Annotated in this window: 19 protein-coding genes; 3 read left to right on the forward strand and 16 right to left on the reverse strand. The window is 70.9% G+C overall.

Features of this window, described 5'->3' with window-relative positions; translation table 11 throughout:
- Window positions 1–46: 46 nt before the first annotated feature.
- Genes QCD68_RS00285 through QCD68_RS00295 form a run of 3 tightly spaced genes read left to right on the forward strand, consistent with a single transcriptional unit; the run spans window position 47 to window position 4,315 of the window.
- Window positions 47–1,417, forward strand: a complete 1,371-nt coding sequence (locus QCD68_RS00285) for a glycosyltransferase (protein WP_301221595.1) — start codon at window positions 47–49, stop codon at window positions 1,415–1,417.
- The gene (locus QCD68_RS00290) at window positions 1,414–2,868 is read left to right on the forward strand and encodes a glycosyltransferase family 2 protein (RefSeq protein ID WP_111075087.1); all 1,455 of its coding nucleotides are present in this window, start codon (window positions 1,414–1,416) and stop codon (window positions 2,866–2,868) included. The genes QCD68_RS00285 and QCD68_RS00290 overlap by 4 nt, the downstream gene beginning before the upstream one ends.
- Window positions 2,861–4,315 carry a glycosyltransferase family 39 protein gene (locus QCD68_RS00295; RefSeq protein ID WP_301221596.1) on the forward strand — a complete coding sequence of 485 codons (1,455 nt, stop codon included), beginning with the start codon at window positions 2,861–2,863 and terminating at the stop codon, window positions 4,313–4,315. The genes QCD68_RS00290 and QCD68_RS00295 overlap by 8 nt, the downstream gene beginning before the upstream one ends.
- A gap of 171 nt (window positions 4,316–4,486) precedes the next feature.
- Here the strand turns inward: QCD68_RS00295 and dnaE are convergent, their stop codons facing one another.
- The 16 genes from dnaE to QCD68_RS00375 form a co-directional block, all read right to left on the reverse strand.
- A complete protein-coding gene (gene dnaE, locus QCD68_RS00300) occupies window positions 4,487–7,969 on the reverse strand; it encodes a DNA polymerase III subunit alpha (protein WP_441005159.1) in 3,483 nt (1,160 codons plus the stop codon).
- Between the two features lie 164 nt (window positions 7,970–8,133).
- Entirely contained in the window at window positions 8,134–9,057 is a 924-nt protein-coding gene (locus tag QCD68_RS00305) for an RluA family pseudouridine synthase (RefSeq protein ID WP_253462675.1), read from the reverse strand.
- Entirely contained in the window at window positions 9,054–9,743 is a 690-nt protein-coding gene (lspA, locus tag QCD68_RS00310) for a signal peptidase II (protein WP_301221598.1), read from the reverse strand. Before lspA ends, QCD68_RS00305 begins: the two co-directional genes overlap by 4 nt.
- 2 nt (window positions 9,744–9,745) lie before the next feature.
- Window positions 9,746–10,426 (reverse strand): DivIVA domain-containing protein, encoded by a 681-nt coding sequence (locus QCD68_RS00315; RefSeq protein WP_111075083.1) that lies wholly within the window; start codon window positions 10,424–10,426, stop codon window positions 9,746–9,748.
- A 217-nt stretch (window positions 10,427–10,643) separates the two neighbouring features.
- On the reverse strand, window positions 10,644–10,940 hold the full coding sequence (locus QCD68_RS00320; RefSeq protein WP_258376718.1) for a YggT family protein: 297 nt from the start codon (window positions 10,938–10,940) through the stop codon (window positions 10,644–10,646).
- A gap of 118 nt (window positions 10,941–11,058) precedes the next feature.
- The gene (locus tag QCD68_RS00325; protein ID WP_111075081.1) at window positions 11,059–11,637 is read right to left on the reverse strand and encodes a cell division protein SepF; all 579 of its coding nucleotides are present in this window, start codon (window positions 11,635–11,637) and stop codon (window positions 11,059–11,061) included.
- 42 nt (window positions 11,638–11,679) lie between these two features.
- Window positions 11,680–12,402 (reverse strand): YggS family pyridoxal phosphate-dependent enzyme, encoded by a 723-nt coding sequence (locus QCD68_RS00330; RefSeq protein WP_301221599.1) that lies wholly within the window; start codon window positions 12,400–12,402, stop codon window positions 11,680–11,682.
- A gap of 9 nt (window positions 12,403–12,411) precedes the next feature.
- Complete coding sequence (gene ftsZ, locus QCD68_RS00335) at window positions 12,412–13,578, reverse strand: cell division protein FtsZ (RefSeq protein ID WP_110903099.1); 1,167 nt, start codon at window positions 13,576–13,578, stop codon at window positions 12,412–12,414.
- Between the two features lie 175 nt (window positions 13,579–13,753).
- Window positions 13,754–15,043, reverse strand: a complete 1,290-nt coding sequence (locus QCD68_RS00340; protein WP_301221600.1) for an FtsQ-type POTRA domain-containing protein — start codon at window positions 15,041–15,043, stop codon at window positions 13,754–13,756.
- Window positions 15,040–16,467, reverse strand: a complete 1,428-nt coding sequence (gene murC / locus QCD68_RS00345) for a UDP-N-acetylmuramate--L-alanine ligase (RefSeq protein ID WP_301221601.1) — start codon at window positions 16,465–16,467, stop codon at window positions 15,040–15,042. The genes QCD68_RS00340 and murC overlap by 4 nt, the downstream gene beginning before the upstream one ends.
- Entirely contained in the window at window positions 16,464–17,645 is a 1,182-nt protein-coding gene (gene murG, locus QCD68_RS00350) for an undecaprenyldiphospho-muramoylpentapeptide beta-N-acetylglucosaminyltransferase (RefSeq protein ID WP_253462666.1), read from the reverse strand. The genes murC and murG overlap by 4 nt, the downstream gene beginning before the upstream one ends.
- Window positions 17,642–18,961, reverse strand: coding sequence for a putative lipid II flippase FtsW (ftsW, locus tag QCD68_RS00355; RefSeq protein WP_221849883.1), 1,320 nt, complete (start codon window positions 18,959–18,961; stop codon window positions 17,642–17,644). The genes murG and ftsW overlap by 4 nt, the downstream gene beginning before the upstream one ends.
- Complete coding sequence (murD, locus tag QCD68_RS00360) at window positions 18,924–20,453, reverse strand: UDP-N-acetylmuramoyl-L-alanine--D-glutamate ligase (protein WP_301221602.1); 1,530 nt, start codon at window positions 20,451–20,453, stop codon at window positions 18,924–18,926. Before murD ends, ftsW begins: the two co-directional genes overlap by 38 nt.
- Window positions 20,450–21,553 carry a phospho-N-acetylmuramoyl-pentapeptide-transferase gene (gene mraY / locus QCD68_RS00365; protein ID WP_221849881.1) on the reverse strand — a complete coding sequence of 368 codons (1,104 nt, stop codon included), beginning with the start codon at window positions 21,551–21,553 and terminating at the stop codon, window positions 20,450–20,452. The genes murD and mraY overlap by 4 nt, the downstream gene beginning before the upstream one ends.
- Window positions 21,550–23,016, reverse strand: a complete 1,467-nt coding sequence (locus QCD68_RS00370; RefSeq protein ID WP_301221603.1) for a UDP-N-acetylmuramoyl-tripeptide--D-alanyl-D-alanine ligase — start codon at window positions 23,014–23,016, stop codon at window positions 21,550–21,552. Before QCD68_RS00370 ends, mraY begins: the two co-directional genes overlap by 4 nt.
- Window positions 23,013–24,635, reverse strand: coding sequence for a Mur ligase family protein (locus QCD68_RS00375; RefSeq protein ID WP_301221604.1), 1,623 nt, complete (start codon window positions 24,633–24,635; stop codon window positions 23,013–23,015). The genes QCD68_RS00370 and QCD68_RS00375 overlap by 4 nt, the downstream gene beginning before the upstream one ends.
- Between the last annotated feature and the right edge of the window lie 33 nt (window positions 24,636–24,668).

Here is a 24,668-nt window from a genome sequence, read left to right on the forward strand (position 1 = left end):
AGGTGCATTGCTGAACAACTTTCGATGAATCAAGTAGTGTCGACAGGTGCTCGTCAGCTTCGCCAACCACTCCACCGCCCCGGCGAACCTGGGTGGCGCAGAGCGTTCCCTCCTCCGTTTCGTGGAGGACTGGGCGGCGATCGACCCGGAGTTCACCCCGCACTTCGTCACGAAGGCCCCTCGCGGCAAGTTCATCGAGGCGCTCGAGGAACGCGGACTGCAGTACGACGCGTTCCGGTTCCGCGGCTGGGCGCTGCCGAGCCCGCAGCCGGCTCCGGCGGCGGAACGTGCCGCCTTCGGGACAGTCGACTACGCCGCGGTGAACGCGATCATCCGCCTCTACGAGCGGAAGCGACCGGACCTCGTCGTCGTCAACACCCTCGTCGCGCCGTGGGCGTCCTTCGCCGCCGCCGTGCTCGGGATCCCCCAGGCGTGGTTCGTCCGCGAGTACGGCGACCTCGACCACGGCCTGCACTTCCAGACCGGACGCGCCGCGACCCTCGGTGACATCGGCCTGCTCGCCAGCGCGGTGGTGACGAACTCCGGCGCGATGCGCGACCACCTGGCGCAGTACATGCCCGCCGACGAGATCTCGATCGCCTACCCGTCCGTCGACGTCGTTCGACTCCAGGCGACCCGCAGCGACACACCCGCCGTCCCGCCGTTCCCCCAGGCAGACCCGGGCCTCCGGATCACCGTCGTCGGCCGGGTCGAGGCCTCGAAGGGCCAGCAGCGGGTCGTCGACGCACTCGGGATGCTCCGCGACCGCGGCGTCACCGCGAGTGTCTGCTTCGTCGGCAGCTGGAAGCACCCCGGCGAGGACCAGCGCCTGACGGACCGTGCCCGTGCGCTCGGCGTCGCCGACCACGTCGTCTTCACCGGCGAGCAGACCACGCCCGCCCCGTACATCGACGCCGCCGACGTGTGCGTCACCGCGTCGACGATCGAGGCCTTCGGGCGCACCACCGCCGAGTACATGGCCCTCGGCAAGCCCGTCGTCGCCACACGTGAGGGCGGCAGCGCCGAACTCGTCGACCCCGGCGCCACCGGTCACCTCGTCGACGCCGACGACACCGCCGGTCTCGCGGACGCACTGGCGGCCTACGCGGCCGACCCCGACACGGCCAGGAGGCACGGTGCGGCCGCCCCGGACCGGCTCGCGTCCGTCACCGGCGCCGGTCACGACAACGCCGCCGCGATCGCCCGGCTCACCGCCCTGGTGGGGACCGAGGGCTACCGGCTCCCGCAGATGGCCCGCTACTGGTTCGAACTCCCCGGTGCGTACGCGTCCCTCGGGGCGACGAGCGCCCGCGCCGCCGCCGGCCTGCTGGCCTCCCGTCTGCGGAGCCGGACCGGGGCCGTCGGACGGCTGCTGGCCCGACCGGGTGCGGCGCTCCGGAAGGTCACCGGCCGATGAACGACGCCCGCCGCCCGGTGACGATCGTCGTCCCGGTCTACGACGACCTGCCCGGCCTCGAACGCTGCATCGAGGCACTGCTCGACACGGTCGACTTCGACCGCGACCGTGTGCTGCTCGCGAACGACGTCGGCCCGAACGTCGACGCCGTCGAACGGCGCCTGCTGGAGCTCGTCGGCGACCACCCGGGGTTCGAGTACGTCCGCAACGACCGGAACCTCGGCTTCGTCGGCAACTGCAACCGCGCCGTGCTGGAGCTCGACAAGACCGGCAACGACGTCCTGCTGCTCAACAGCGACACCGTCCCGATGCCCGGGTTCCTCGACGAGATGACCGCCGTGCTCGGTTCCGACGACACGATCGGCGTCGTCTGTGCGCGGAGCGACAACGCGACCATCGCCTCCTACCCGTTCGCACGACGCAACCCCCGGTCGACGATCGCCCCGCGGCGCACCCGTGAACTCCACGGTCGGACCAAGTACCTGCTGCCCCGGTGGACCGTCGCCCCGGTCGCGATGGGGTTCTGCTTCCTCATCCGCCGCGAGATGGTCGAGCGTTTCGGGCTCTTCGACGAGGTGTTCTCCCCCGGCTACGGCGAAGAGAACGACTTCTGCCTGCGCATCAACGAGCACGGCTACACCGCCGTGCTCGCGAACCGCGCTCTCGTCCTGCACGCCGGGTCGACGAGCTTCAGCGGTGACCGCGGCCCGTCGCTCCGGCTCGAGCACGAGCGGGTCCTGCTCGAGCGGTACCCGTTCTACGCCGGCGCGCTCGCGCTGTTCCTGGCCCGCTACCGTGACGCCGTCGACGTCTTCGCCGACACCTTCCTGCCCGACGACGAGGTCGTCCGAGCCGCGTTGCACGTCCCCCTGGACCTGACGGACGAGGTCCTCGCGCGCGTCCGGGACGTCCTCGCCGCCGCACCCGACCACGTGGTCATCACCGTCGTCGTGTCGTCCAAGCAGATCCGTCGCGCTCGGCAGGAACTGCCCGGCGCGGCGATCGCGGTCGGCGGCCGCCCCCGCCAGGTCTTCGACATCGCGGTGGCGCTCGGCGCGCTGACGACGTTCGCCCAGCTCTCGGCGTTGAACGCGAACGCGCCCCGGTGGCTCCTCGTGGACCCGGTGGCGCAGGACGTCCGGTGGGCGCACGCGGTCGAGAACCACCGTGCCTCGGCCCTCGACCGGCTGCTCCGCCGGTACGAGAACCGCAGCACCACCTGGACCGGTGGGGCAGACCTGGTCCGCCTCGTCGAGGTCGTCGCCGAGACCGAGATCGACCCGTCGGCCCTCCGTGCGCGCTGGCAGGCGGTGACCGACATCGCCGAGGCCACCGGTCTGCTCGTGCACCGCTCGACGGTGTCGTTCCGTCGGCTCACCGCGCTCTCCCTGGGCGCCCGCAACCCGCGGATCGTGGCCCGGATCCGCGCGATCACGGGTCGCGGTGCGTGACACCGCCGACCGCAGGCCGCGGGGCACGCTGACCACGTCCCGACCCGTCCGACTGGGTGCGCTCGTCGTCCTGGCCGTGTGGGCCCTCCACCAGACGTTCTGGAACCTGCTCGGCCACAACGTCCACGGCGACGAGTCGATCTACGTCCGTGCCGGCTGGGCGTACCTCCACGGCGACTTCTCGGCCAACCGCGAGCACCCGCCGACCGCGAAGTACCTCTTCGGGGCTGCGCAGGTCCTGTTCGGCCAGGGGGTGCTCGGTCCGCGCATCGTCGTGGGGGTCCTCGTCGTCGCGGTCGGCGTGACGCTGTTCTGGTGGCTCCGCCGCGAGGTCGGGTTCTGGACGGGTGTGCTCGTCGCGGCGATGTGGCTCCTGACGCCACGCGGCTTCCTGGGCACCCGGGTGGACCGGTACGCCCTGCTCGACCCGGTGATGATCGCGTTTGCGGTCCTCGCCCTCGCGGCGGCGTGGGCGTGGACCAGGACGGACCGGTCCTGGCTCGCGCCGGTGTCGGGCGCGCTCTTCGCGATGTCGGTGACCTCGAAGGTGTCCACCGTCGTGCTGCTGCCGGCGTTCCTGCTGCTGCCGCTGCTCTTCCGTCGCACACGCTCGCTCCTGGTCGGCAGCGGCCTGTGGGTGATCGCGTTCGTCCTGGTCACGGTCGCCCTGTACGCGCCGATGGGCATCCGCTCTGCGATCACGACCATGGTCACGTTCCAGGCCGGCCAGAACGAGCACGGACACCCGATCAGCATCGCGGGCCGGATCCACACCTTCGCGCCGTGGTGGGCAGACGCCTGGTTCCTCTGGTCGGGGGTCGGCGCGGTCACCACCGTCGTGCTCGTCGTCGGGCTGCCCGCAGCCCTCGTGCTCCGGCCGGGCAGGCTCGTGGCGTACCTCGGGACGGCGCTAGGCCTGCTCGTCGTCTTCTACGCGTTCGTCGCCCACATCGCTCTCGCGAACTACTACGCCGCCTGGATGCCGCTGCTCATCGCACTCGCGGCGATCGGCATCAGCCGCCTGGACACCGTCCTGCCGTCGCCCGTCGGCGGCGTCGTGGCGGCAGTCCTGGTGGTCACCCTCGTGGCGCCGGCGGTCGGGGAGAGCGTCACGATCGCCCGCACGCACCCGAGCGGCATCGCACGCGTCGACCAGTGGCTCGACGACCACGGGCACGCTGGGGGCAGCGTGCTGTTCGTCGCCGCCACCCCGACGCTCACGGAACCGTACTTCGCAGGCCGCGGGTCGATGGAACCCGACGACGGCCCGTTCGCCGCCGTGGTGGTCGGTGACGACCGGCGGTTCCCACCGAGCGACGAGGTCCGCGCTTTCCTCCGGTCCGACGCCGACCAGCTCGAGCGCGCCGAGGTCGACGGCTTCACCGTGTGGATCCCCCGCACGGGCAGCGTCGCGGAGCGCGCCGGCCGGCTCACCGTCGTCCCCTGAGGTCGCCGGACCCACCACCGCGACCCGGCCACGACCGCAACCCGGCCGCACCGGACGGGGCCCGTCAGGACGCGGGCCAGTCAGGACGGGAGGCCCGTGGCGGACCCGTCACGGGCCTCCCGTCCGTCCTGACCGGACGCCCCGACCCCGCGCCTTGGGCCTGCGCCGACGCTAGACCAGGCAGCGCGGCCCGAGCAGGCTCTTCAGCTCCCCGAACAGGTCCGGCGTCAGGTTCACCGGGAACGGCAACTCGAAGGTGCGCGCGACGTCGTCCTTGAGGAGCTTCAACCGCACCTCGGTGTCCCCCTGGTGCCGACCGAGGACGGCCGCCAGCTCGGTCACCGTCTGCGTGGTCGCCTGCCGTTCGGGCAGCGACAGCGTCAGCGGGCCGGAGCCCATCGCGTCGCCGACGTTCGGCTGGAACATGCTCACCGCGTGCAGCGCCTTGCCGTCGTCGCGGACGTTGACCCGGCCGCGCAGGACGACGATCGAGTCCGGCACCAGTGACGGCCCGAACTCCTGGTACGTCTTGCCGAGGAACATCACGCCGATCTGGCCGCCGAAGTCCTCGATGTCGACGATGCCGTAGGGGTTGCCGCTCGTCTTCGCCACCCGGTGCTGCACGCTGGTCAGCAGGCCGGCGACGGTGACGGTCTCCCCCTCGATCGAGTCGTCGGCGGCGAGCAGGTCGGCGATGGTGACCGACTGGTGCTTCGCCAGTTCGATCTCGAGCCCGGCGAGCGGGTGGTCGGAGACGTAGAGCCCGAGCATGTCCCGCTCGAACGCCAGCTTGTCGCGCTTGGACCACTCCGGGCGCTCCGGCACCTGCGACACCGTCAGGGACGCGGGGTGCTCCTCGGCGACCTCGGCGAACAGCGAGTCGAAGTCGAAGCCGACGTTGCCGTGGGCCTCGTCACGCTTCACCTTCACGGCCGCTTCGACCGAGCCCTCGTGGATCTCGACGAGCGCCCGGCGGCTGTCGCCGAACTCGTCGAAGGCACCGGCCTTGATGAGCGACTCGACGGTCCGCTTGTTCGCTGACGAGATCGGGATCTTGCGGAGGAAGTCGTGGAACGACTCGAACGCGCCCTTCTCCTTGCGGGCGGCGACGATGTCGTCGACGACGTTGAAGCCGACGTTGCGGATAGCGCCCATGCCGAAGCGGATGTCGTCGCCGACGGCCGCGAAGAACCCGATCGACTCGTTGACGTCCGGCGGCATGACCTTGATGCCCATCCGGCGGCACTCGTTGAGGTACAGCGCCAGCTTGTCGCGGGCGTCGCCGACGCTGGTGAGCAGTGCGGCCATGTACTCGGCCGGGTAGTGGGCCTTCAGGTACGCGGTCCAGAACGACACCACGCCGTACGCGGCGGAGTGCGCCTTGTTGAACGCGTAGTCGGAGAACGGCAGCAGGATGTCCCAGAGCGTCTTGATCGCCGCTTCGCCGTAGCCGTTGTCGATCATGCCCTGGTGGAAGCCCGCGTACTGTTTGTCCAGCTCGGACTTCTTCTTCTTGCCCATCGCACGGCGGAGGATGTCCGCCTGGCCGAGCGAGAAGCCGGCGACCTTCTGCGCGATCGCCATCACCTGCTCCTGGTAGATGATCAGACCGTAGGTGCCGCCGAGGATCTCCGCCAGGGGCTCTTCGAGCTGCGGGTGGATCGGCGTGATCGCCTGCTCGCCGTTCTTGCGGAGCGCGTAGTTCGTGTGCGAGTTCGCACCCATGGGCCCCGGTCGGTACAGGGCGATGAGTGCGGAGATGTCCTCGAAGTTGTCGGGCTTCATCAGGCGGAGCAGCCCACGCATCGGCCCACCGTCGAGCTGGAAGACGCCGAGGGTGTCACCACGCTGCAGCAGCGCGTACGCCTCGGGGTCCTCGAGCCCCATGTGCTCGAGGTCCAGGTCGATGCCGCGGTTGGTCTTGATGTTGTCGAGGGCGTCACTGATGATCGTGAGGTTGCGGAGCCCCAGGAAGTCCATCTTGATCAGGCCGAGCGACTCCGCTGCCGGGTAGTCGAACTGCGTGACGATCTGGCCGTCCTGCTCCCGCTTCATGATCGGGATGATGTCGATCAGCGGGTCGCTCGACATGATGACGCCGGCGGCGTGGACGCCCCACTGGCGCTTCAGCCCCTCGAGCCCCAGGGCGGTGTCGAAGACCGTCTTCGCCTCGGGGTCGGTCTCGACGACGGTACGGACGTCGACGGCTTCCTTGTACCGCGGGTGGTCCCTGTCGAAGATCCCGGTGAGCGGGATGTCCTTGCCCATCACGGGTGGCGGCATCGCCTTGGTGAGCTTCTCGCCCATGCCGAAGGGGAAGCCGAGGACGCGCGAGGAGTCCTTCAGCGCCTGCTTCGCCTTGATGGTGCCGTAGGTGACGATCTGTGCGACGCGCTCGGAGCCGTACTTCTCGGTGACGTACTTGATCGCCTCACCGCGGCGCCGGTCGTCGAAGTCGACGTCGAAGTCGGGCATCGAGACGCGGTCCGGGTTGAGGAAGCGCTCGAAGATCAGGCCGTGCCGGATCGGGTCGAGGTCGGTGATGCGCATCGCGTAGGCGACCATCGAACCGGCACCGGAACCACGGCCGGGTCCGACCCGGATGCCGTTGTTCTTGGACCAGTTGATGAAGTCCGCGACGACCAGGAAGTAGCCCGGGAACCCCATCTGGTTGATGATGCCGACCTCGTAGTCAGCGCGCTCCTGGACCTCTTGCGAGATGCCGTCCGGGTACCGGTAGTCCAGCCCCTTCGCGACCTCCTTCTCGAACCAGGAGTGCTCGGTCTCGCCCTCGGGGACCGGGAACTTCGGCATGTAGTTGGCGGCGGTGTCGAACTCGACGTTGCACCGCTCGGCGATGAGCAGCGTGTTGTCGCACGCGTCGAGGTTGTCGCGGAAGACGTGCCGCATCTGCGCCGGCGTCTTCAGGTAGAACTCGTCGGCGTCGAACTTGAAGCGGTTCGGGTCGTTCAGCGTCGAACCGGACTGCACGCAGAGCAGGGCCGCGTGCGAAGTGGCGTCGTGGGCGTGCGTGTAGTGCAGGTCGTTCGTGCCGACGAGCGGGATGTCGAGGTCCTTCGCGAGCCGGATCAGGTCGCTCATGATGCGCCGCTCGATCTCGAGCCCGTGGTCCATCACCTCGGCGAAGTAGTTCTCCTTGCCGAAGATGTCGCGGTAGTCGGCGGCGGCCTGCACGGCTTCGTCGTACTGCCCCAGGCGCAGGCGCGTCTGGATCTCGCCCGAGGGGCAGCCCGTCGTCGCGATGATGCCCTGGTGGTACTCCTGCAGCAGTTCGATGTCCATGCGGGGCTTGAAGTAGTAGCCCTCGATCGACGCCCGCGACGACAACCGGAACAGGTTGTGCATGCCGGTCGTGTTCTCGGCGAACATCGTCATGTGCGTGTACGCGCCGGAGCCGGACACGTCGTCGCCACCGCCGTCACCCCAGCGCACACGGGTCTTGTCGGTGCGGTGCGTGCGTGGCGTGATGTACGCCTCGGTCCCGATGATCGGCTTGACCCCGCCGGCCTTCGCGGTCTTCCAGAACTCGAAGGCGCCGAACATGTTGCCGTGGTCCGTCACCGCCACGGCCGGCATGCCCTGTGCGGCGGTCTCCGCCACGAGGTCGGAGAGCCTGGCGGCACCGTCGAGCATCGAGTACTCGCTGTGCACGTGCAGGTGGACGAAGGAGTCGGAATCCGACACGGAACCTCCGGTTCGTACGGTCTGCGGTGGGGTGTGGACAGCCTAACCGCGACGCACGACGATCCCGAGCGTGTCGCTCGGGCGCCCGGCGTGGCCGCTCGGCGCGCCGTTCGTCAGGCCGCGCGGATGCGGTCGAGCGCGAGCTGCAGGTCATCCGGGTAGGACGCCTGGAACTCGACCCACTCCCCCGTGCGCGGGTGGGCGAACCCGAGTCGGACCGCGTCGAGCCACTGCCGGGTCAGTCCGAGTTCCTCGGCGAGCACCGGGTCCGCGCCGTACATCGTGTCGCCGACCAGCGGGTGCCGGGTCGCCGCCATGTGCACGCGGATCTGGTGGGTACGCCCGGTCTCCAGGTGCACTTCGAGCAGCGTCGCGGACCGGAAGGCCTCGAGCGTCACGTAGTGGGTCACGCTCGGCTTGCCGTCGGCCGTCACCGCGAACTTCCAGTCGCTCGAGGGGTGGCGACCGATCGGAGCGTCGACGGTGCCGGAGGTCGGGTCGGGGTGCCCCTGTGCGAGCGCGTGGTAGACCTTCTCGACCGTGCGCTCCTTGAACGCCCGCTTGAGGTGCGTGTACGCCAGCTCGGTCTTCGCCACGACCATCAGGCCGGACGTCCCGACGTCCAGTCGGTGCACGATGCCGGCGCGTTCGGCTGCACCGGAGGTCGCGATCGTGAAGCCGGCGGCGGCGAGGCCTCCGGGCACGGTCGGTCCGTCCCAGCCGGGCGACGGGTGTGCGGCGACCCCGACGGGCTTGTCCACGACGACGATGTCCTCGTCGTCGTGCACGACCGTCATGCCGGGGACCTCCACCGGGATGATCCGCGGGGCTTCCTTCGGGGTCCACTCGACCTCGAGCCACGCGTCGGCGTGCAGTCGGTCGGACTTCTCGGCGACGACACCGTCGACCCGGACACCGCCGGCGGCGACCACGTCGGCCGCGAACGACCGGCTGAAACCGAGCAGCTTGGCGATGGCGGCGTCGACACGCTCACCGGCGAGCCCGTCCGGGACGGGCAGCTGTCGCTGCTCGCTCACGTCGCGTCGTGCCCGAGGGCGCCGTCGGCGGCGGGCCGGGAGGCACGCTCCGCGTCCGTCCCGTCGGCGCCGGTCCCCGACTCGGGGGCGGCCGACCCGGGGCCCGCCGCAGCGGACTTCCCGGCGTCCGTCGCGGACGCCTCGGCCATCGCGCGCTGCTGCTTCTCGGAGACGGCACGCGTGCCGTCGAGGTTCACCCCGAGGATCACGAGCAACACGAACACGACCATGCTGACGCAGATGAACGAGTCGGCCACGTTGTAGATCGCCGGCATCATCCACGGCGTCGAGATGAAGTCCACGACGTGTCCGCGCCCGAAGCCCGGTTCACGGAACAACCGGTCGAACAGGTTGCCGAGCGCGCCGCCCAGCAGCATGCCGAGGACGATCGCCCACCACATCGACCGGATGCGCCGTGCGTAGACGACGATCGCGACGACGACCGCGGCCGAGATGAGCGAGAAGACCCACGTCATGTTCACCGCGAAGGAGAACGCCGCACCGGGGTTCCGGACGGACAGGAACTGCAGCGCGTTGCCGAGCACCGGGACGACGACGCCCTCGGGCAGCTTCGCGACGACGAGCGCCTTCGTGACCTGGTCGAGCGTCACCACCACGACAGCGGCGAAGGCCAGTGCCGCGATAGCGCGTGCACTGACCTTCGCTCGTGGGACGGGTCGGTCCAACGTCAGTTGCCGAAGCCCTGCGCCGAGGCCGGGGCCGGCGCGAAGCCGGACTGCTCGGTGCTGGCAGACGAGTCGAGCTCGGAGAGCTGGCTCTGGATGTAGCTCTTGAGCTGCGCACGGTAGTCGCGCTCGAACGTGCGGAGCTCGTCGATCTTGCCCTCGAGCTGCGTGCGCTCCTGGTCGAGCACCGCGACGCGCTGGCGGTTCTGGTTCTCGGTGTCGGCGAGGACCTGGCGCTGCTTGGCCTCGGCCTCGGACACGAGACGGGCGGCCTGGGCCTGGCCCTCGGCGATGAGTGCATCGCGCTTCTCGACGCCTTCGCGGACGTGCTCCTCGTGGAGACGACGTGCGAGCGTCAGGAGGTTCGTGGTGCCTTCGGTGTCGTCGTCCGGGTTCACCGTGGTGGCCGGAGCGGCAGCGGCGACCGGTGCGGGCTCCGGAGCGGCGGCGACCGGGGCCGGCTCGGGGGTCGGGGCCGGTGCGGGCTCGTCGGTCTTGGCGAGCGACGGCGCCGAGTCGGCCGACTCGAGGCGCTGACGGAGCTCGTCGTTCTCCTGGTTCAGGCGACGCAGCTCGGCCACGATCTCGTCGAGGAAGTCGTCGACCTCGTCCTGGTCGTAGCCCTCGCGGAACTTGGTCGGCTGGAACCGCTTGTTGACTACGTCTTCCGGCGTCAAAGCCATTGCCGTCACCTCAATAGAACTGCTGAACGTGTGGAACCGGGGGCCCTGCTGGACCGTCCGAGCTGAAGGTACCAGCCGGGGTCCCGGTGCGGATGTCCCGCCAGGGCAGGACATCGATCCCGACCACCGTACACCGAGGGCGGCTCCGAACCGTGTCGGAGGCCCGCGTGGCGCGTGTCGTGGCCGTGCCGACCGGGGTGCCCGGACGGCCGAGGGATCAGATGAAGCGGAATGCCAACGAGTTGACGACGACGCGCAGGATGATCACGACGAGCATCACGATCGTCCAGCCGAAGTCCAGGGCGACGGGTCCGAGCCGGAGCGGCGGGAGGACACGTCGCACCGCCTTGATCGGCGGGTCGGTGATCGTGTAGACGAACTCCGCCACCACGAGCAGCGCACGCTGCGGACGCCAGGAGCGGTTGAACGCCTGGACCATGTCGAGGATGAAACGCCCCCACATCACGAAGAAGTAGAGCGTGAGGAGGAAGGAGAGGATCGTGAAGATGAACACGGTTCGGCTCGCTCGTCTCATGTGACCGGGGCCGGTTGGCACCGGTCACGGGGCGGGTGGGCCTGGGTGCCGAGCGGTCGTCCGGGAGCCCGTCGGGCACCCGTACCGCGGGGGCGGCTCAGGACTGGGCGAAGAAGTTCGCCTCGATGTCGGACTCTACCTCAGCAGGCTCACCGCTCACTGCGATGTGTGCGGGCGAGAGCAGGAAGACCTTGTTCGTGACGCGCTCGATCTTGCCGTACAGGCCGAGCGACAGGCCACTGGCGAAGTCGATCATCCGGCGGGCGTCACCCTCGGTCATCTGCGAGAGGTTGATGATGACGGGGATGCCGTCACGGAAGCTCTCGGCGATGGACTGGGCGTCCTTGTACTCGCGCGGGTGGACGGTGAGGATCTCGTTCATTTCCTGGACCGGGGTCGCCTTCTGTGCGGTCGTGTGCGCGCGGCGGAGCGGGGTGACCTGCGCGCCGCGCTGGGAGGTGTGCTGGGGCTTCGCGGGCGCGGCGGCCGGAGCGGCAGCTGCGGGCGCTGCGGCGGCCGGAGCGGCAGCGGGCGCTGCGGCGGCCGGGGCCTCCTGCGGCGCTGCCGGGGCCTGCTGGCGCGCCTGCGCCGGCGCGGCCTGCTGCTCGTCCTCGTAGTCGAGTTCCTCGTCGGCGAGGCCGAGGTAGACCATCGTCTTCTTCAGCGGGTTGGCCATGGTTCCTCCGGGAGTCGTGCTCGTTGATGCCCTGCGACGAGGCTATGGGGCAGCGGGGCGATTCCCGGTGATTGCGCTCCCGATCCGCAGGTGTGTCGCGCCCTCCGCGATCGCCTCGGCGTAGTCGCCGCTCATGCCGGCGGAGATGTCGGTCGCCGCGGGCTCGAGCAGGCGCACCCGCTCGGAGGCCGCACGGAGCCGGGCGAAGGCCGCGCGGGGCTCCTCGTCGAGCGGCGCGACCGCCATCACGCCCCGGAGGCGCAGGGTCCCGGTTGCCAGGACCCGCTCGGCCAGGGCGTCGACCTCGTCCGGTACGACACCGCCACGACCGGGGTCGTCCGTGAGGTTGACCTGCACGAAGCCGTCGAGCACGCGGGGGTCCGGCTCGGTCTCGGTCGGGGCGAAGGCGTCGACGACGCTCGCTCGGTCGAGGGACTGCACGACGTGCGCGTACCGGCGCGCCTGCCGGGCCTTCTTCGACTGCAGCTGCCCGACGAAGTGCCAGGTCAGGCCGAGCTCCTCGAGTTCCGCGGCCTTGGCCTGCGCCTCCTGGTGCCGGTTCTCCCCCACGTCCGTCACGCCGAGTGCGGCGAGCTGCCGGACGAGCGCGGCCGGGTGGTACTTCGTGACGACGACGAGGGTCAGCTCGTCGACGGAGCGGCCGGCGGCGCGTGCCGCGTCGGCGATGCCCTCCCGGACGGACGCGAGACGCGCCTCCAGTCCGTCGTCTGGTGACGAGGACGGGAGGCGCGTGTCGGCGACCACAGGGGTCGGTTACTTCAGGAAGTCGGGGACGTCGAGCTCGTCGTCGTCGTCGAAGGCCGGGTCGGCGGCGCGCTGCGCCGGCGGCTCGTGCTCCTGCGACGCCCACGACGGGGTCGAGTGGCCGGAGTCCTCGATGCGGTTGGACGAACCGGTGGTGACGGGCACGGTGGCGCCGGCATCCGGGTCGACGTAGCTCGAGCGACGCTCCTGGTGCTGCTGCTGCGACGGCTCGCCGCCGTCGAAACCGGCGGCGATGACGGTGACCCGCACCTCGTCGCCGAGGGTGTCGTCGATGACCGCACCGAAGATGATGTTCGCCTCGGGGTGGACGGCCTCCTGCACCAGGCGGGCCGCGTCGTTGATCTCGAAGATGCCGAGGTTCGAGCCACCCTGGATCGAGAGCAGCACGCCGTGCGCACCGTCGATCGAGGCCTCGAGCAGCGGCGACGCGACGGCGAGTTCGGCCGCCTTGATCGCACGGTCGGCGCCCCGCGAGGAGCCGATGCCCATGAGCGCCGAGCCGGCACCCTGCATGACGCTCTTCACGTCGGCGAAGTCGAGGTTGATCAGGCCCGGGGTCGTGATGAGGTCCGTGATGCCCTGGACACCGGCGAGGAGCACCTGGTCGGCCGTGGCGAAGGCCTCGACCATGGAGATGCCGCGGTCGGAGATCTCGAGCAGGCGGTCGTTCGGCACGACGATGAGCGTGTCGACCTCGTCCTTGAGGCTCGCGACGCCGTTCTCGGCCTGGGACTGGCGGCGCTTGCCCTCGAAGCCGAAGGGCTTCGTGACGACACCGATGGTCAGGGCGCCGATCGACTTCGCGATGCGGGCGACGACCGGGGCGCCACCGGTTCCGGTGCCACCACCTTCACCGGCGGTGACGAAGACCATGTCGGCCCCGGCGAGGGCTTCCTCGATCTCCTCGGCGTGGTCCTCGGCGGCGCGGCGACCCACCTCGGGGTCGGCACCGGCTCCGAGGCCGCGGGTGATCTCGCGACCCACGTCGAGCTTGACGTCGGCGTCGCTGAGCAGCAGCGCCTGTGCGTCGGTGTTGATGGCGATGAACTCGACCCCGCGGAGTCCGAGCTCGATCATGCGGTTGACGGCGTTGACACCGCCGCCGCCGACACCGACCACCTTGATGACGGCGAGGTAGTTGTGGTTCGTGGTCACGTCTGTCCGGCCTCCGGTCAGAACCCTCAACCTTTGCTTGAAGTTCAGAGTTCTAGCTGCTACGAATGGTGCTGGCCCCGACGCTACGGGTGCCGTCCTGCTGCTGACGACCCGCCACGCCGCGTGTCGCCGATCGCGGCGCAGATCGTGTCGGCGTCGCATCCGCTCGGCGCGGTCAGCCCTGCGGTCGGATGATCCCGTTGTCCGGAGCGGACACGTCGTACTCGACCTTCGAGCCCTTGTCACGTGCCGCGTGGTCCTTGACCAGAGCCGCCAACAGCGTCGCCTTCGCCGCGGACTCGTCCGGACTCCCCCACACCACGCTCGACCCGTCGCTCATGGTCAGGGTCACGTCGTCCGAGGTCGAGGCCGCGATGCCCGACACCTGGTCGCGCACACTGGCCGGCATCGCCAGCACGACCTCGGTCATGGTCCGGAACACCGTGCTGCCGAGCTTCGCCCGACCGATGTCCGCCACCGGCATGCCGCTCGGCCGCTTCGTCATCGACTGCACGACGATGCCGGCCGGGTCGACGAGGTCGAACGACTTCCCCGACTTCACGGCGACGACCGGCGTCCGTTCGGTGACGGTGACGACGAGGGTGTGCGGCGGCTCCTCTTCCGTGACGTAGCTCTCGATCAGCGGGAAGCCGGCGATCTGCTGCTTCACCTCGCCCAGGTCGATCCGGGCCAGGGGCGTGCCGATCTGCCCCGACAGCGCCGCCCGGACCTCGGCCGCGTCGACGCGGTCGGTGCCCTTCACCTCGATGGTCTGCAGCGCCATCAGCGGCGAGAAGACCGCGACCAGGATCGACACCACCAGCACGACGACGACACCGCCCGCCGTGATCCACGCCGCACGACGGTGCCGGGAACGTCGGGTGAACCGACGGACCTCGGCACGCTCCAGCAGACGGCGGCGCTTGCGGGCGATGCGCGCCTCGCGGGCGGTCTCGGCAGCGCGGACGCGTGCGCCGATCGGGGTCTCGTGCGGCACGTGGGTGGACACGGGCGCATCGGTCAGGGCCGTGCGCGTGGTGCCGTCCGGACGGGAGGCCCGTCCCGGCTCCGTCCCGCCGGCGTCCGTCGCAGCGTCACGCGTCGTGACGGGCCCGGTCAGGCGCCGGTCCAGTGGTACGGGAGCGGTCAGGCGCTCGTCCGGCGTGCGGTCGTCGGTGCCGCGATCGTCCGGCGTGCGGTCGTCCTCGGTGAGGTCGACCTCCGGCAGTGCGGGCAGGAGCGCGTCGAGCGGGTCGACGTCCGGCTCCGGGGTGGACGCGACCACGTCGTCACGGTGCGCCGACGTGCGCGAGGCACGCCGGGCCTCCCGGGCGCCGCTCAGTGCGGAACGGAAGCCGCCGCTCCGAGCCGGCCGACCGGAGCGCGCCGCGCCGTCGGGAACGTCCGTCCCGGCGGACCGCTCGTCGGCACCGGCCCGGTCGTCGAACCCCTCCGGGCGCTTCACCGGCCTGCGGCTCCGGCGTCGTCCGTCTGCAGGGCCGTGAGGACCTGCGGGATGATCCGGTACACGTCGCCGCAGCTCAGGGTCATGATGATGTCGCCGTCGCGGGCGACCGCAGCCGCACGCGCCGAGGCCTCGGCCCAGTCGGGCAGGTAGTCGACCCGCTCCTGGTCGGCGAAGCGCTCCTGCACCAGGGCGCCGGTGACACCGGGTTCCGGGTCCTCCCGGGCGCCGTAGACGTCGAGCACGACCGTGTGGTCCGCCAGCTCCTCGTAGACCTTCGCGAAGTCGCCCGCCATCAGCCGCGTCCGCGAGTACAGGTGCGGCTGGTGGATCGCGATGATGCGCCCCTCGCCGACGACGTCGCGGGCCGCGTGCAGCGCCGCGGCGACCTCGGTCGGGTGGTGCGCGTAGTCGTCGTACACCGAGACGCCACGCTCGACACCGTGCAGCTCGAAGCGCCGCTCGGTCCCGCCGAAGGCCTCGATGCCGCGGACCGCGTCGGCCGGCTCGACACCCAGCCCGACGAGCACCGCGAAGGCACCCACCGCGTTGACGGCGTTGTGACGGCCCGGCACGCGCAGGGCGATGTGGTGCGATGCGCCGTCCCAGCGCAGGTCGACCGTGACCCCGGCACCCTCGGTGACGCGCTCGATCCGGACGTCGGCGCCCTCGGCCTCGCCGAAGGTGACGATCTCCGGCGCGTCCGGGCGGGCACGGATGCCCTCGGTGACCCGGACGGCACCGGCGTCGTCGCTCGAGACGACGATGCGCTCGCGGGCCTTCGCGGCGAACTCGACGAACGCGTCGATGAAGGCCTGCTCGCTGCCGTAGTGGTCCAGGTGGTCCGGGTCGACGTTCGTGATGAGCGCGATCGCCACGTCGTAGAGCAGGAACGAGCCGTCGGACTCGTCCGCCTCGACGACGAACAGGTCGCTGCTGCCCGGTGCCGAACTCGTGCCCAGGGACTGGATGACGCCGCCGTTGACGAAGCTCGGGTCGAGACCGAGCTCGACCAGGGCGGTGACGATCATGCCCGTCGAGGTGGTCTTGCCGTGCGCGCCCGCGACCGCCACCAGGCGGTGCTCGGAGATCAGCGCGGCCAGGGCCTGTGACCGGTGCAGCACCGGCAGTCCGCGGCGCTGCGCCTCGAGGAGTTCGGGGTTGTCCGGCCACAGCGCGCTCGTGACGACGATCGTGTCCGCGTCGCCGACGTTGGCGGCGTCGTGCCCGATCCGGACCTCGGCGCCGAGCTCGCGCATCCGGCCGGTCGTCGCGGTCTCGCGGGAGTCGCTGCCCGTGACGCGGTGGCCAGCGGCCAGGAACATCCGCGCGATGCCGCTCATGCCGGACCCGCCGATGCCGACGAAGTGCACCGTGCCCAGGTCGTCGGGGATCGGCTGGGTGAGGTCCGGCTTGATGGTCATGGTTCCTCCGTGCTGCTGGTGGAGCGGGTGCTGCTGGTGGAGCGGGTGCTGCTGGTGTCGCTGCTGCTGGTGTCGCTGCTGGTGTTGCTCCGGCTGCGGCGCTTGCTCGTGCGCGCCGCGCTGAGGACGAGCTCCGTCATCCGGTCGGCGCCGTCGCGGTGTCCGACGCTGCCGGACCGGACGGCCATGTCCGCGATACCGGCACGGTCCTCCAGGATCGTCAGCAGCTGCAACGTGATCCACTCCGGCGTGAATTCCTGGTCCGCGACGAGCACCGCTCCCCCGGCGGCGACCACGTCGCGGGCGTTGTGCCGCTGCTCGCCGTTGCCGACCGGGTACGGCACCAGGACGCTCGGCAGGCCGACGGCGGTGAGCTCGCAGACCATGCCGGCCCCGGAGCGCGAGACGACGAAGTCCGCCGCCGAGTACGCCAGGTCCATCCGGTCGCAGTACGGCAGCACGTGGTAGCCGTCCAGGTCGCTCGGGCCGATGTCCGACGCGGCGCCGACGACGTGCAGGATCTGCCACCCGGCCCCGAGGATCGTCGCCGCGGCCTGGTTGACGGTGCGGTTGATGCTCCGCGCGCCCGACGAGCCGCCGGTGACGAGCAGCACCGGACGCTCCGGGTCGAGGCCGAACTCGGCGAAGCCCGCCGCGCGCTCGGCCCGACGGTCCAGCCGCTCGATCTCACGGCGCAGGGGCATCCCGACGACGCGGGAGTGCGGCAGCTTCGTGTTCGAGAACGTCACGCCGACGTGGCGGGTCAGGACGGCGGCCATCCGGTTCGCCAGGCCCGGCTTCGCGTTCTGCTCGTGCACGACGATCGGCGTGCCGGTGCGCTTCGCCGCGATGTAGGCCGGCGCGGCCGCGTAGCCGCCGACGCCCAGGACGACGGCGATCTCGCGCTCGCGGATGATCTGCTCGGTGCGTCGGACGGCCGACCAGAAGGCACCGGGGAACCGCAGGGCCGCACCGTTGACCTTGCGCGGGAACGGCAGGCGCGGGATCGTCACGAGTTCGTAGCCGCGCATCGGGACGAGCCGGGATTCCAGCCCTTCGGCCGTGCCGAGGACCAGGACCTCGTCCTCCGGCGACCGCTGGGTCAGCCGGTCGGCGACCGCGAGCAGGGGGTTCACGTGGCCGGCGGTCCCGCCGCCGGCGAAGAGGAAGCGGCTCACCGCAGGGCTCCGTTCCGTGTCCCGGGTTCCGGGACGGTGGTGGCGCGCGCCCTGCTGCCGGACCGGCTCGGCAGGTCACGGGCGAAGGACAGCACGACGCCGATGGCGACGAGCGTCATGATGAGCGCCGATCCACCGGCCGAGATGAGTGGGAGGGGCACCCCGAGCACCGGCAGGAGCCCGAGGACGACCGCGATGTTGACGAGCGCCTGCCCGATCACCCAGGCGAGCACGCCGCCGGTGACGGTGCGGACGAAGGGGTCCGGCGAAAGACGGATGACCCGGATCATGCCGATGGCCAGGACGACGAACAGGGCGAGCACGACGACCGCGCCGATGAGCCCCAGCTCTTCGCCGACGATCGCGAAGATGTAGTCGTTGTCCGCCTCGGGCAGCCACGACCACTTCAGCTTCGAGTTGCCGAGGCCGACCCCGAACACCCCACCGGACGCCAGCGCCCACATGCCGTGGACCGGCTGCCAGCACAGGTCCTGCGCCTGGTTCGAGTCGGTGCAGCCGGAGAGCCACGCGCTGATGCGGGACTGCCGCGAGCTGGAGGCCATGGTGACGACCGGGAGCATGACCGCGATCGCCGCGACGCCGACCGCCAGGTGCCGCAGACGGACGCCGCCGACGAACAGGCTGCCGAAGACCAGGATCATCATGATCATCGCGGTGCCCTGGTCGCCACCGACCAGGACGAGCCCGATCGACACGGCGGTCGCGAGTCCGACCGGGATGAAGACCTCGCGCCAGTCGTGCAGCTTCTCGCGCTTCCGGAACAGTACTGCGCCGATGCCGAGCACGAGCGCGAGCTTGAGGATCTCGGACGGCTGCGCGGTGAACCCGCCGATGCCGATCCAGTTCCGGTTGCCCTGCACCGAGATGCCGATCGGGCTGAACACCAGCAGCTGCAGGACGAGCCCCGCGCCGAGGATCCGCATCGCCCAGCGGCGCCAGAACTCGGCGGAGAGGCGGCTGACCACGAGCATCAGCGGAACACCGATCAGCGCGTACAGGCCCTGCTTGGCGAAGGCACCGAAGAAGCCGTGCTTGTAGCGGTACTCCTCGACGCTCGACGACGACAGGACCATCACGACACCGAAGACGACGAGGAAGAGCGTGACGCCGAGGATCGTGTAGAACGTCGTGGACTCGGCCACGAAGACGTTCTTGACGGCCACAACCGCGCCGTTCGAGCGGCGGCGGGCACCGTCGACGCCGGAACCCACGCGGGCGCTGGCCGCGGCTCCCGCTGCGCCGGCACGTGCCCGGGCGCTACGCCCGTTCGCCGGCAGATCCGTCGGTGTCGCCATCGGCGTCGCCTCCCAGGTGCTCGTGGACCGCTGCCGCGAAACGTTCGCCCCGGTCGGCGTAGGAACCGAACTGGTCGAAGGACGCGGCGGCCGGGGCGAGGAGGACCGTGTCGCCCGGTCTCGCGACCGATGCGGCATGCCGGACCGCCTCGGGCATGACCTGCTCAGTGTCCAGCGCTTCCACCTGCAGGACCGGGACCGCGGGCGCGTGTCGTGCGAATGCCTCCAGGACGGGGGTCCGGTCGGTGCCGATCACGACGACGCCACGGACCCCGGGCCCGAAGCGCTCGACCAGGCCGTCGATGTCGACGCCCTTGAAGAGCCCGCCGACGATCCACACCACGGACTCGAAGGCGGACAGCGAGGCGGTCGCCGCGTGCGGGTTCGTCGCCTTCGAGTCGTCGACCCAGGCGATGCCGTCGGCGCTGGCGACCGCCTCGGTGCGGTGGTGGTCGGCACGGAACGCCTGCACCGCCGAGCGGATCGCGCTGGGCGGGACCGAGCCGGCGCGGGCGAGCGCCGCCGCGGCCAGCACGTTGGCGGTCATGTGCGGGCTGTCGAGCCCGGCCGTCTCGAGGTCTGCGACGGTGGCGAGCTCGAGCGCGCTGTTGCGGCGGTCCTCGGTGAAGGCGCGGTCACAGAGCACGTCCTCGACGAGCCCGACGTCGCCGGGAGCGGGCAGGCCGAGCGAGAAGCCCACCGCGCGGCATCCCTCGACGACGTCGGCCTCCTCGACCATGCGACGCGTGGCGTCGTCGGCCGTGTTGTAGACGCACGCCAGCACGGTGCGTTCGTAGACCTTGGCCTTCGCAGCGCGGTAGGCCTCGGCGGAACCGTGCCACTCCAGGTGGTCGTCGGCGATGTTGAGGCAGGCCGAGGCGAGCGGCACGACGGCACCCGTGCCCTCCGTCGCCATCGAGTGCAACTGGTGGCTGGAGAGCTCGACGACCAGGACGTCGAAGCCCTCCGGGTCGCGGACCACGTCGAGCACCGGCACGCCGATGTTGCCGCAGGCCACGGCACGCAGCCCGGTCGCGGCGTACATCGCGGTGGTCAGCTGCGTGGTCGTGGTCTTGCCGTTCGTGCCGGTGATCGTCACCCAGGGCGCGGCGACCGGGCCCTTCACGACCTTGTCGCGGACCCGCCAGGCGAGTTCGACGTCGCCCCAGACGGGGCCGTGCTCGTGCGCCCAGACGACGGTCGCGTTGTGCGGCGGGAGGCCCGGGGACACGACGACCAGGTCGGGTGCCTGCTCGACGAGCGCGGCGGGCACCGTGTCGAGCGGCGTCTGCACGAAGCGGGCACCGATCACGTCGAGCAGTTCCACGCTGTCGGCCGGGGCGTCGGTCGAGTACACGACGACGTCGCTGCCGAGCTCGGCGAGGGTGTCCGCCACCGAGAACCCGGTGGCGCCGAGGCCGAGCACGGCGACCCGCAGCCCCTTCCAGCCCTCGGAGTACCAGCTGTCGAGACCGTTCAGGCGTTCGCTCATTGGACTCGTGCGATCCATTCCAGGTAGAACAGCCCGACCCCGGCCGCGACGCAGAGCCCCGCGATGATCCAGAACCGGACGACGACGGTCACCTCGGCCCAGCCCTTGAGCTCGAAGTGGTGGTGCAGGGGGCTCATCCGGAAGATGCGCTTGCCGTGCGTGATCTTGAAGTACGCCCGCTGCAGGATGACCGAGCCGGTGACGATGAAGAACAGGCCACCGATCAGGACGAGCAGCAGCTCGGTGCGGCTGAGGATCGCGAGACCAGCCAGGGCACCGCCGAGCCCGAGGGACCCGGTGTCGCCGAGGAAGATCTGCGCCGGCGACGTGTTGTACCAGAGGAAGCCGATCAGCCCACCGCAGACCGCGGCCGCGACGACGGCCAGGTCGAGCGGGTCGGTGACGGTGTAGCAGGCGTGCTTCGTGGTCTCGTCGATCCGGACGCCACCGCAGATCTGGTTCGACTGCCAGAACCCGATGATGACGTAGGAGCCGATCGCCAGGATGCTCGACCCGGTGGCCAGGCCGTCGAGTCCGTCGGCGACGTTGACGCCGTTCGACGTCGAGACCGTGAGCAGCACGATCCACGCCAGGAACAGGATCGTCCCGATGACGGTGCCGAGCGCCATGAAGTCGAGCCACGGGATGTCCCGGATCGCCGAGATCATCGTGGACGCCGGGGGCTTGCCACTGCCGGCGGGGACGACGAGGGCGATGGTCGCGAAGACCACGCCGACGATGACCTGCCCGAGCACCTTCGCCCAGCCGCCGAGCCCGAGGCTCCGCTGGCGCCGGACCTTGAGGAAGTCGTCGACGAACCCGACGACGCCGAGCCCGACCATGAGGAACAGGACGAGCAGCCCGGACAGCGTGAGCGGGTCACGGCCGACCAGGTGTCCCACGAAGTACCCGAGGACCGCACCGAGGATCAGGACGATGCCGCCCATGGTGGCGGTGCCACGCTTGGTGTGGTGCGACTGCGGGCCGTCGTCACGGATGAACTGGCCCCACCCGAGTCGGTGGAACAGCTTGATGAACAGCGGCGTGAGCAGCAGTGTGAACACCAGCGACACAGCGCCGGCGACGAGGAGCGCGATCATTCGGGGACACCTCCGAGGCGGTCGCCGAGGAACCGCAGCCCGGCCGACTTCGAGGACTTGACCAGGACGACGTCACCCGGACGCACGAGTTCCTGGAGGGCACGGACGGCGTCGTCGACGTCCTCGATGAACACGGACTCGCCGTCCCACGATCCTTCGAGGGTGGCGGCCTGGTGGATGGGCATGGCGCCGCGACCGACGACCACGAGCTGACCGATGTTCAGGCGGACGACGAGCCGACCGATGGTGTCGTGCTCCTCCACCGAGAACTCGCCGAGCTCGGCCATCTCGCCGAGGACGGCGACGGTGCGCTCCCCCGGGCGGACGACCTGCGCGAGCGTCCGCAGCGCGGCGGCGGTCGAGTCGGGCGAGGCGTTGTACGCGTCGTTGATGACGGTGACGCCGTCCGGGCCCTGCAGCAGCTCCATGCGCCAGCGCTCGGCGCGCGTCATCGACGCGAGCGCCTCGGCGCCGTCGGCGAGCGGCACACCCCAGAGGTGCGCCACCGTCAGGGCGGCGGCCGCGTTCATGGCGTGGTGCTCGCCGAGGATGGCGAGGCGGACGTCGACGGTCTCGAGGCCGTCGGACGGGCCTCCCGTCACGTCGTCGGGCGCCGGAGCGGTCTCGCCGACGGGAGGCGCGGTGAGCGTGAAGCGGGTGCCCTCGCGGTCCGTGGTGACCCCGCTGATGCGGTAGTCCGCCCCGGCGGACGTGCCGAAGCCGACCACGCGGGCGTCGGTGCGCTCGCGCATCCGCGCGACGCGGTCGTCGTCGACGTTGAGGAGGGCGGTCGCGGTGGCCGGCAGGTCGGTGACCATCTCGGACTTCGCGCGCTCGGTGGCGTCGATCCCGCCGAACTCGCCGGCGTGGGCGAGCCCGACCTTGAGCACGACGCCGACGTCCGGCTCGGCGATGCGGACGAGCTTCGCGATGTGGCCGATGCCGCTCGCGCCCATCTCGACGACGAGGAAGCGGGTGTCGGCCGTGATCCGGAGCATCGAGACCGGGGCGCCGACGTGGTTGTTGAACGAGCCCTCGGGCGCCACGGTCTCGCCGGCGCGGGAGAGGATCGTCCGGAGCATGTTCTTCGTGCTCGTCTTGCCGTTCGAGCCGGTGATGCCGACCACGCGGAGGGACCCGGCGGCACGGACGCGTGCGACGACCTCGTGCGCGAGGGCGGCCAGCGCGGCGTACCCGTCCGCGACGACGATCTGGGCGGTGGCGGAGTCCTCCGGCAGGTCGACGGCACGCTCGGTGACGACCAGGCCGGCGCCGGCGGTTGCGGCGGACGGCACGAAGCGGTGTCCGTCGGTCTCCTCGCCGAGCAGGGCGAAGAAGACGCTGCCGGGGCCGACGAGCCGCGAGTCGGTCTCCACGGGACCGTCGACGGTCGTGTCGGCGGCACCGCGGACGAGCTCGCCGTCGACCGCGGTGGCGATCTCGGCGAGGGTCAGGGCGATCATCGGGCGTCCTCCGCCGGGCCGGTGTTCGGTTCCCAGCCGGCCTCGCGGAGCGCAGCACGGGCCTCGTCGCGGGCCGAGTACGGCGTCCGGACACCCTGGATGTCGCGGTAGTCCTGGTGGCCGGGGCCGGCCCAGAGGATCGAGTCCCCCTCGCCGACCAGGGCCACGGCGGCGCGGATGGCGGCCTCGGGCGGGCTCACCTCGTGGATCTCGTGCTCCGGGAACGCGGCACGGGCGGCGTCGACCAGGGTCTTCCGGATCGACGCGGCGTCCTCGAAGCGCGGGTGGTGGTCGGTGACGACGAGGATGTCGGACCCCTCGGCCGCGACCCGGGCCATGTCCGCCCGCTTCGTCGTGTCGCGGTCGCCGTCGGCGCCGAACAGCATGACGACCTTGCCGGGCGTGAACTGGCGCACCGCCGCGAGGGTGTTGAGGAAGGCGTCGGGGCTGTGACCGAAGTCGACGTAGACGCTCGGGCCGGCGTGGCCGGACACGCGCTCGGTGCGACCGGGCAGGTAGCACTCGATTGCGCTGACGACGGTGCCGTCGCGCTCGTCGGCGTAGGTGCGGTGGTTCGTCTCGAGCGCGTGCGAGATCGCGCCGAGCTCGAACCCGCCCTCGACGAGCATGACGATGGCGAGGGCGGCGTTGGCGGCCATGTGCCAGCCGATCAGCGGGACGCGGGTGGTGAGCTCGCGGCCCTCCGGTCCGGTCAGGCGGAACTCGGTGTACGCGGCGTGCGCCTCGACGATGTCGACGTGCCACTCGGCCTCGACCTCGGGGTGCACCGTGATGGTCGTCACCGGGATCCGGGAGTCCTGGACGACGCGGTGGCCCCAGTCGGTGTCGAGCGAGACGACACCACGACGACCGTGCTCCGGCTGGAACAGCGGCAGCTTCGCCTGGAAGTACTCCTCCATGTCGGCGTAGTCGTCGAGGTGGTCGTGGCTGAGGTTCGTGAACGCGACGACGTCGAAGACGATGCCGTCGACGCGGTGCCGGCTGAGGGCCTGGGCGCTGACCTCGACGGCGACGGCGCGGACCTCGCTCTCGCGCATCCGGGCGAGGAGCGCGTGCATCTCGCTGGCCTCGGGCGTGGTGAGTCGGCTGGTGACGCTGAGCGAGCCGATGTGCCGCTCGGCGGTCGAGCTCAGACCGGTGACCAGGCCGAGCTGCTTGAGGATGCCCTCGAGGATGTACGAGGTGCTGGTCTTGCCGTTCGTCCCGGTGACGGCGAAGAGCTGCGGCAGCTCGGCCTCGTCCGGGTTGGTGCGGTAGACCCACGCGGAGACGTCCCCGAGCGCTGCCCGCGGGCTGTCGACGACCAGGACCGGCAGGCCGGACCGCTCGGCGACGGCCACACCGTCGGCGTCGGTGAGGACGGCGACGGCACCGCGCTCGGCGGCGTCGGCGGCGAACTCGGCGCCGTGGCGGTTCGCGCCGTGGACGCCGACGAAGAGGTCACCGGGCTGCACCTCGGCGGCGCTCAGGGTGACGCCGGTCGTCTCGACGCCGTCGAGCGAGCCGACGACCCGGAGCCCGAAGGCGTTCGCGAGTTCGGCGACCGGCCGCGGGGTCGGGTGTTCGGGCCGGAGGACCGGGGGGATCCGTGCTGACAAGTGCTCCTTCTTCCTCTCCACGTGGACGGGTCG

It is taken from the genome of Curtobacterium sp. PsM8 (genome assembly GCF_030433875.1).
Taxonomy (GTDB): Bacteria; Actinomycetota; Actinomycetes; order Actinomycetales; family Microbacteriaceae; genus Curtobacterium.

Coding starts and splice junctions, on each gene's coding strand:
- mraY (WP_221849881.1), bottom strand. CDS start 21,553: ATGATCGCGCTCCTCGTCGCCGGCGCTGTGTCGCTGGTGTTCACACTG.
- QCD68_RS00315 (WP_111075083.1), bottom strand. CDS start 10,426: ATGGCTTTGACGCCGGAAGACGTAGTCAACAAGCGGTTCCAGCCGACC.
- murC (WP_301221601.1), bottom strand. CDS start 16,467: ATGACCATCAAGCCGGACCTCACCCAGCCGATCCCCGACGACCTGGGC.
- dnaE (WP_441005159.1), bottom strand. CDS start 7,969: ATGCTCGACGGTGCCGCCAGGCTCTCCGACCTCGTGGCGGAGACCGCC.
- murD (WP_301221602.1), bottom strand. CDS start 20,453: ATGAGCGAACGCCTGAACGGTCTCGACAGCTGGTACTCCGAGGGCTGG.
- QCD68_RS00290 (WP_111075087.1), top strand. CDS start 1,414: ATGAACGACGCCCGCCGCCCGGTGACGATCGTCGTCCCGGTCTACGAC.
- ftsW (WP_221849883.1), bottom strand. CDS start 18,961: ATGGCGACACCGACGGATCTGCCGGCGAACGGGCGTAGCGCCCGGGCA.
- QCD68_RS00325 (WP_111075081.1), bottom strand. CDS start 11,637: ATGGCCAACCCGCTGAAGAAGACGATGGTCTACCTCGGCCTCGCCGAC.
- QCD68_RS00370 (WP_301221603.1), bottom strand. CDS start 23,016: ATGATCGCCCTGACCCTCGCCGAGATCGCCACCGCGGTCGACGGCGAG.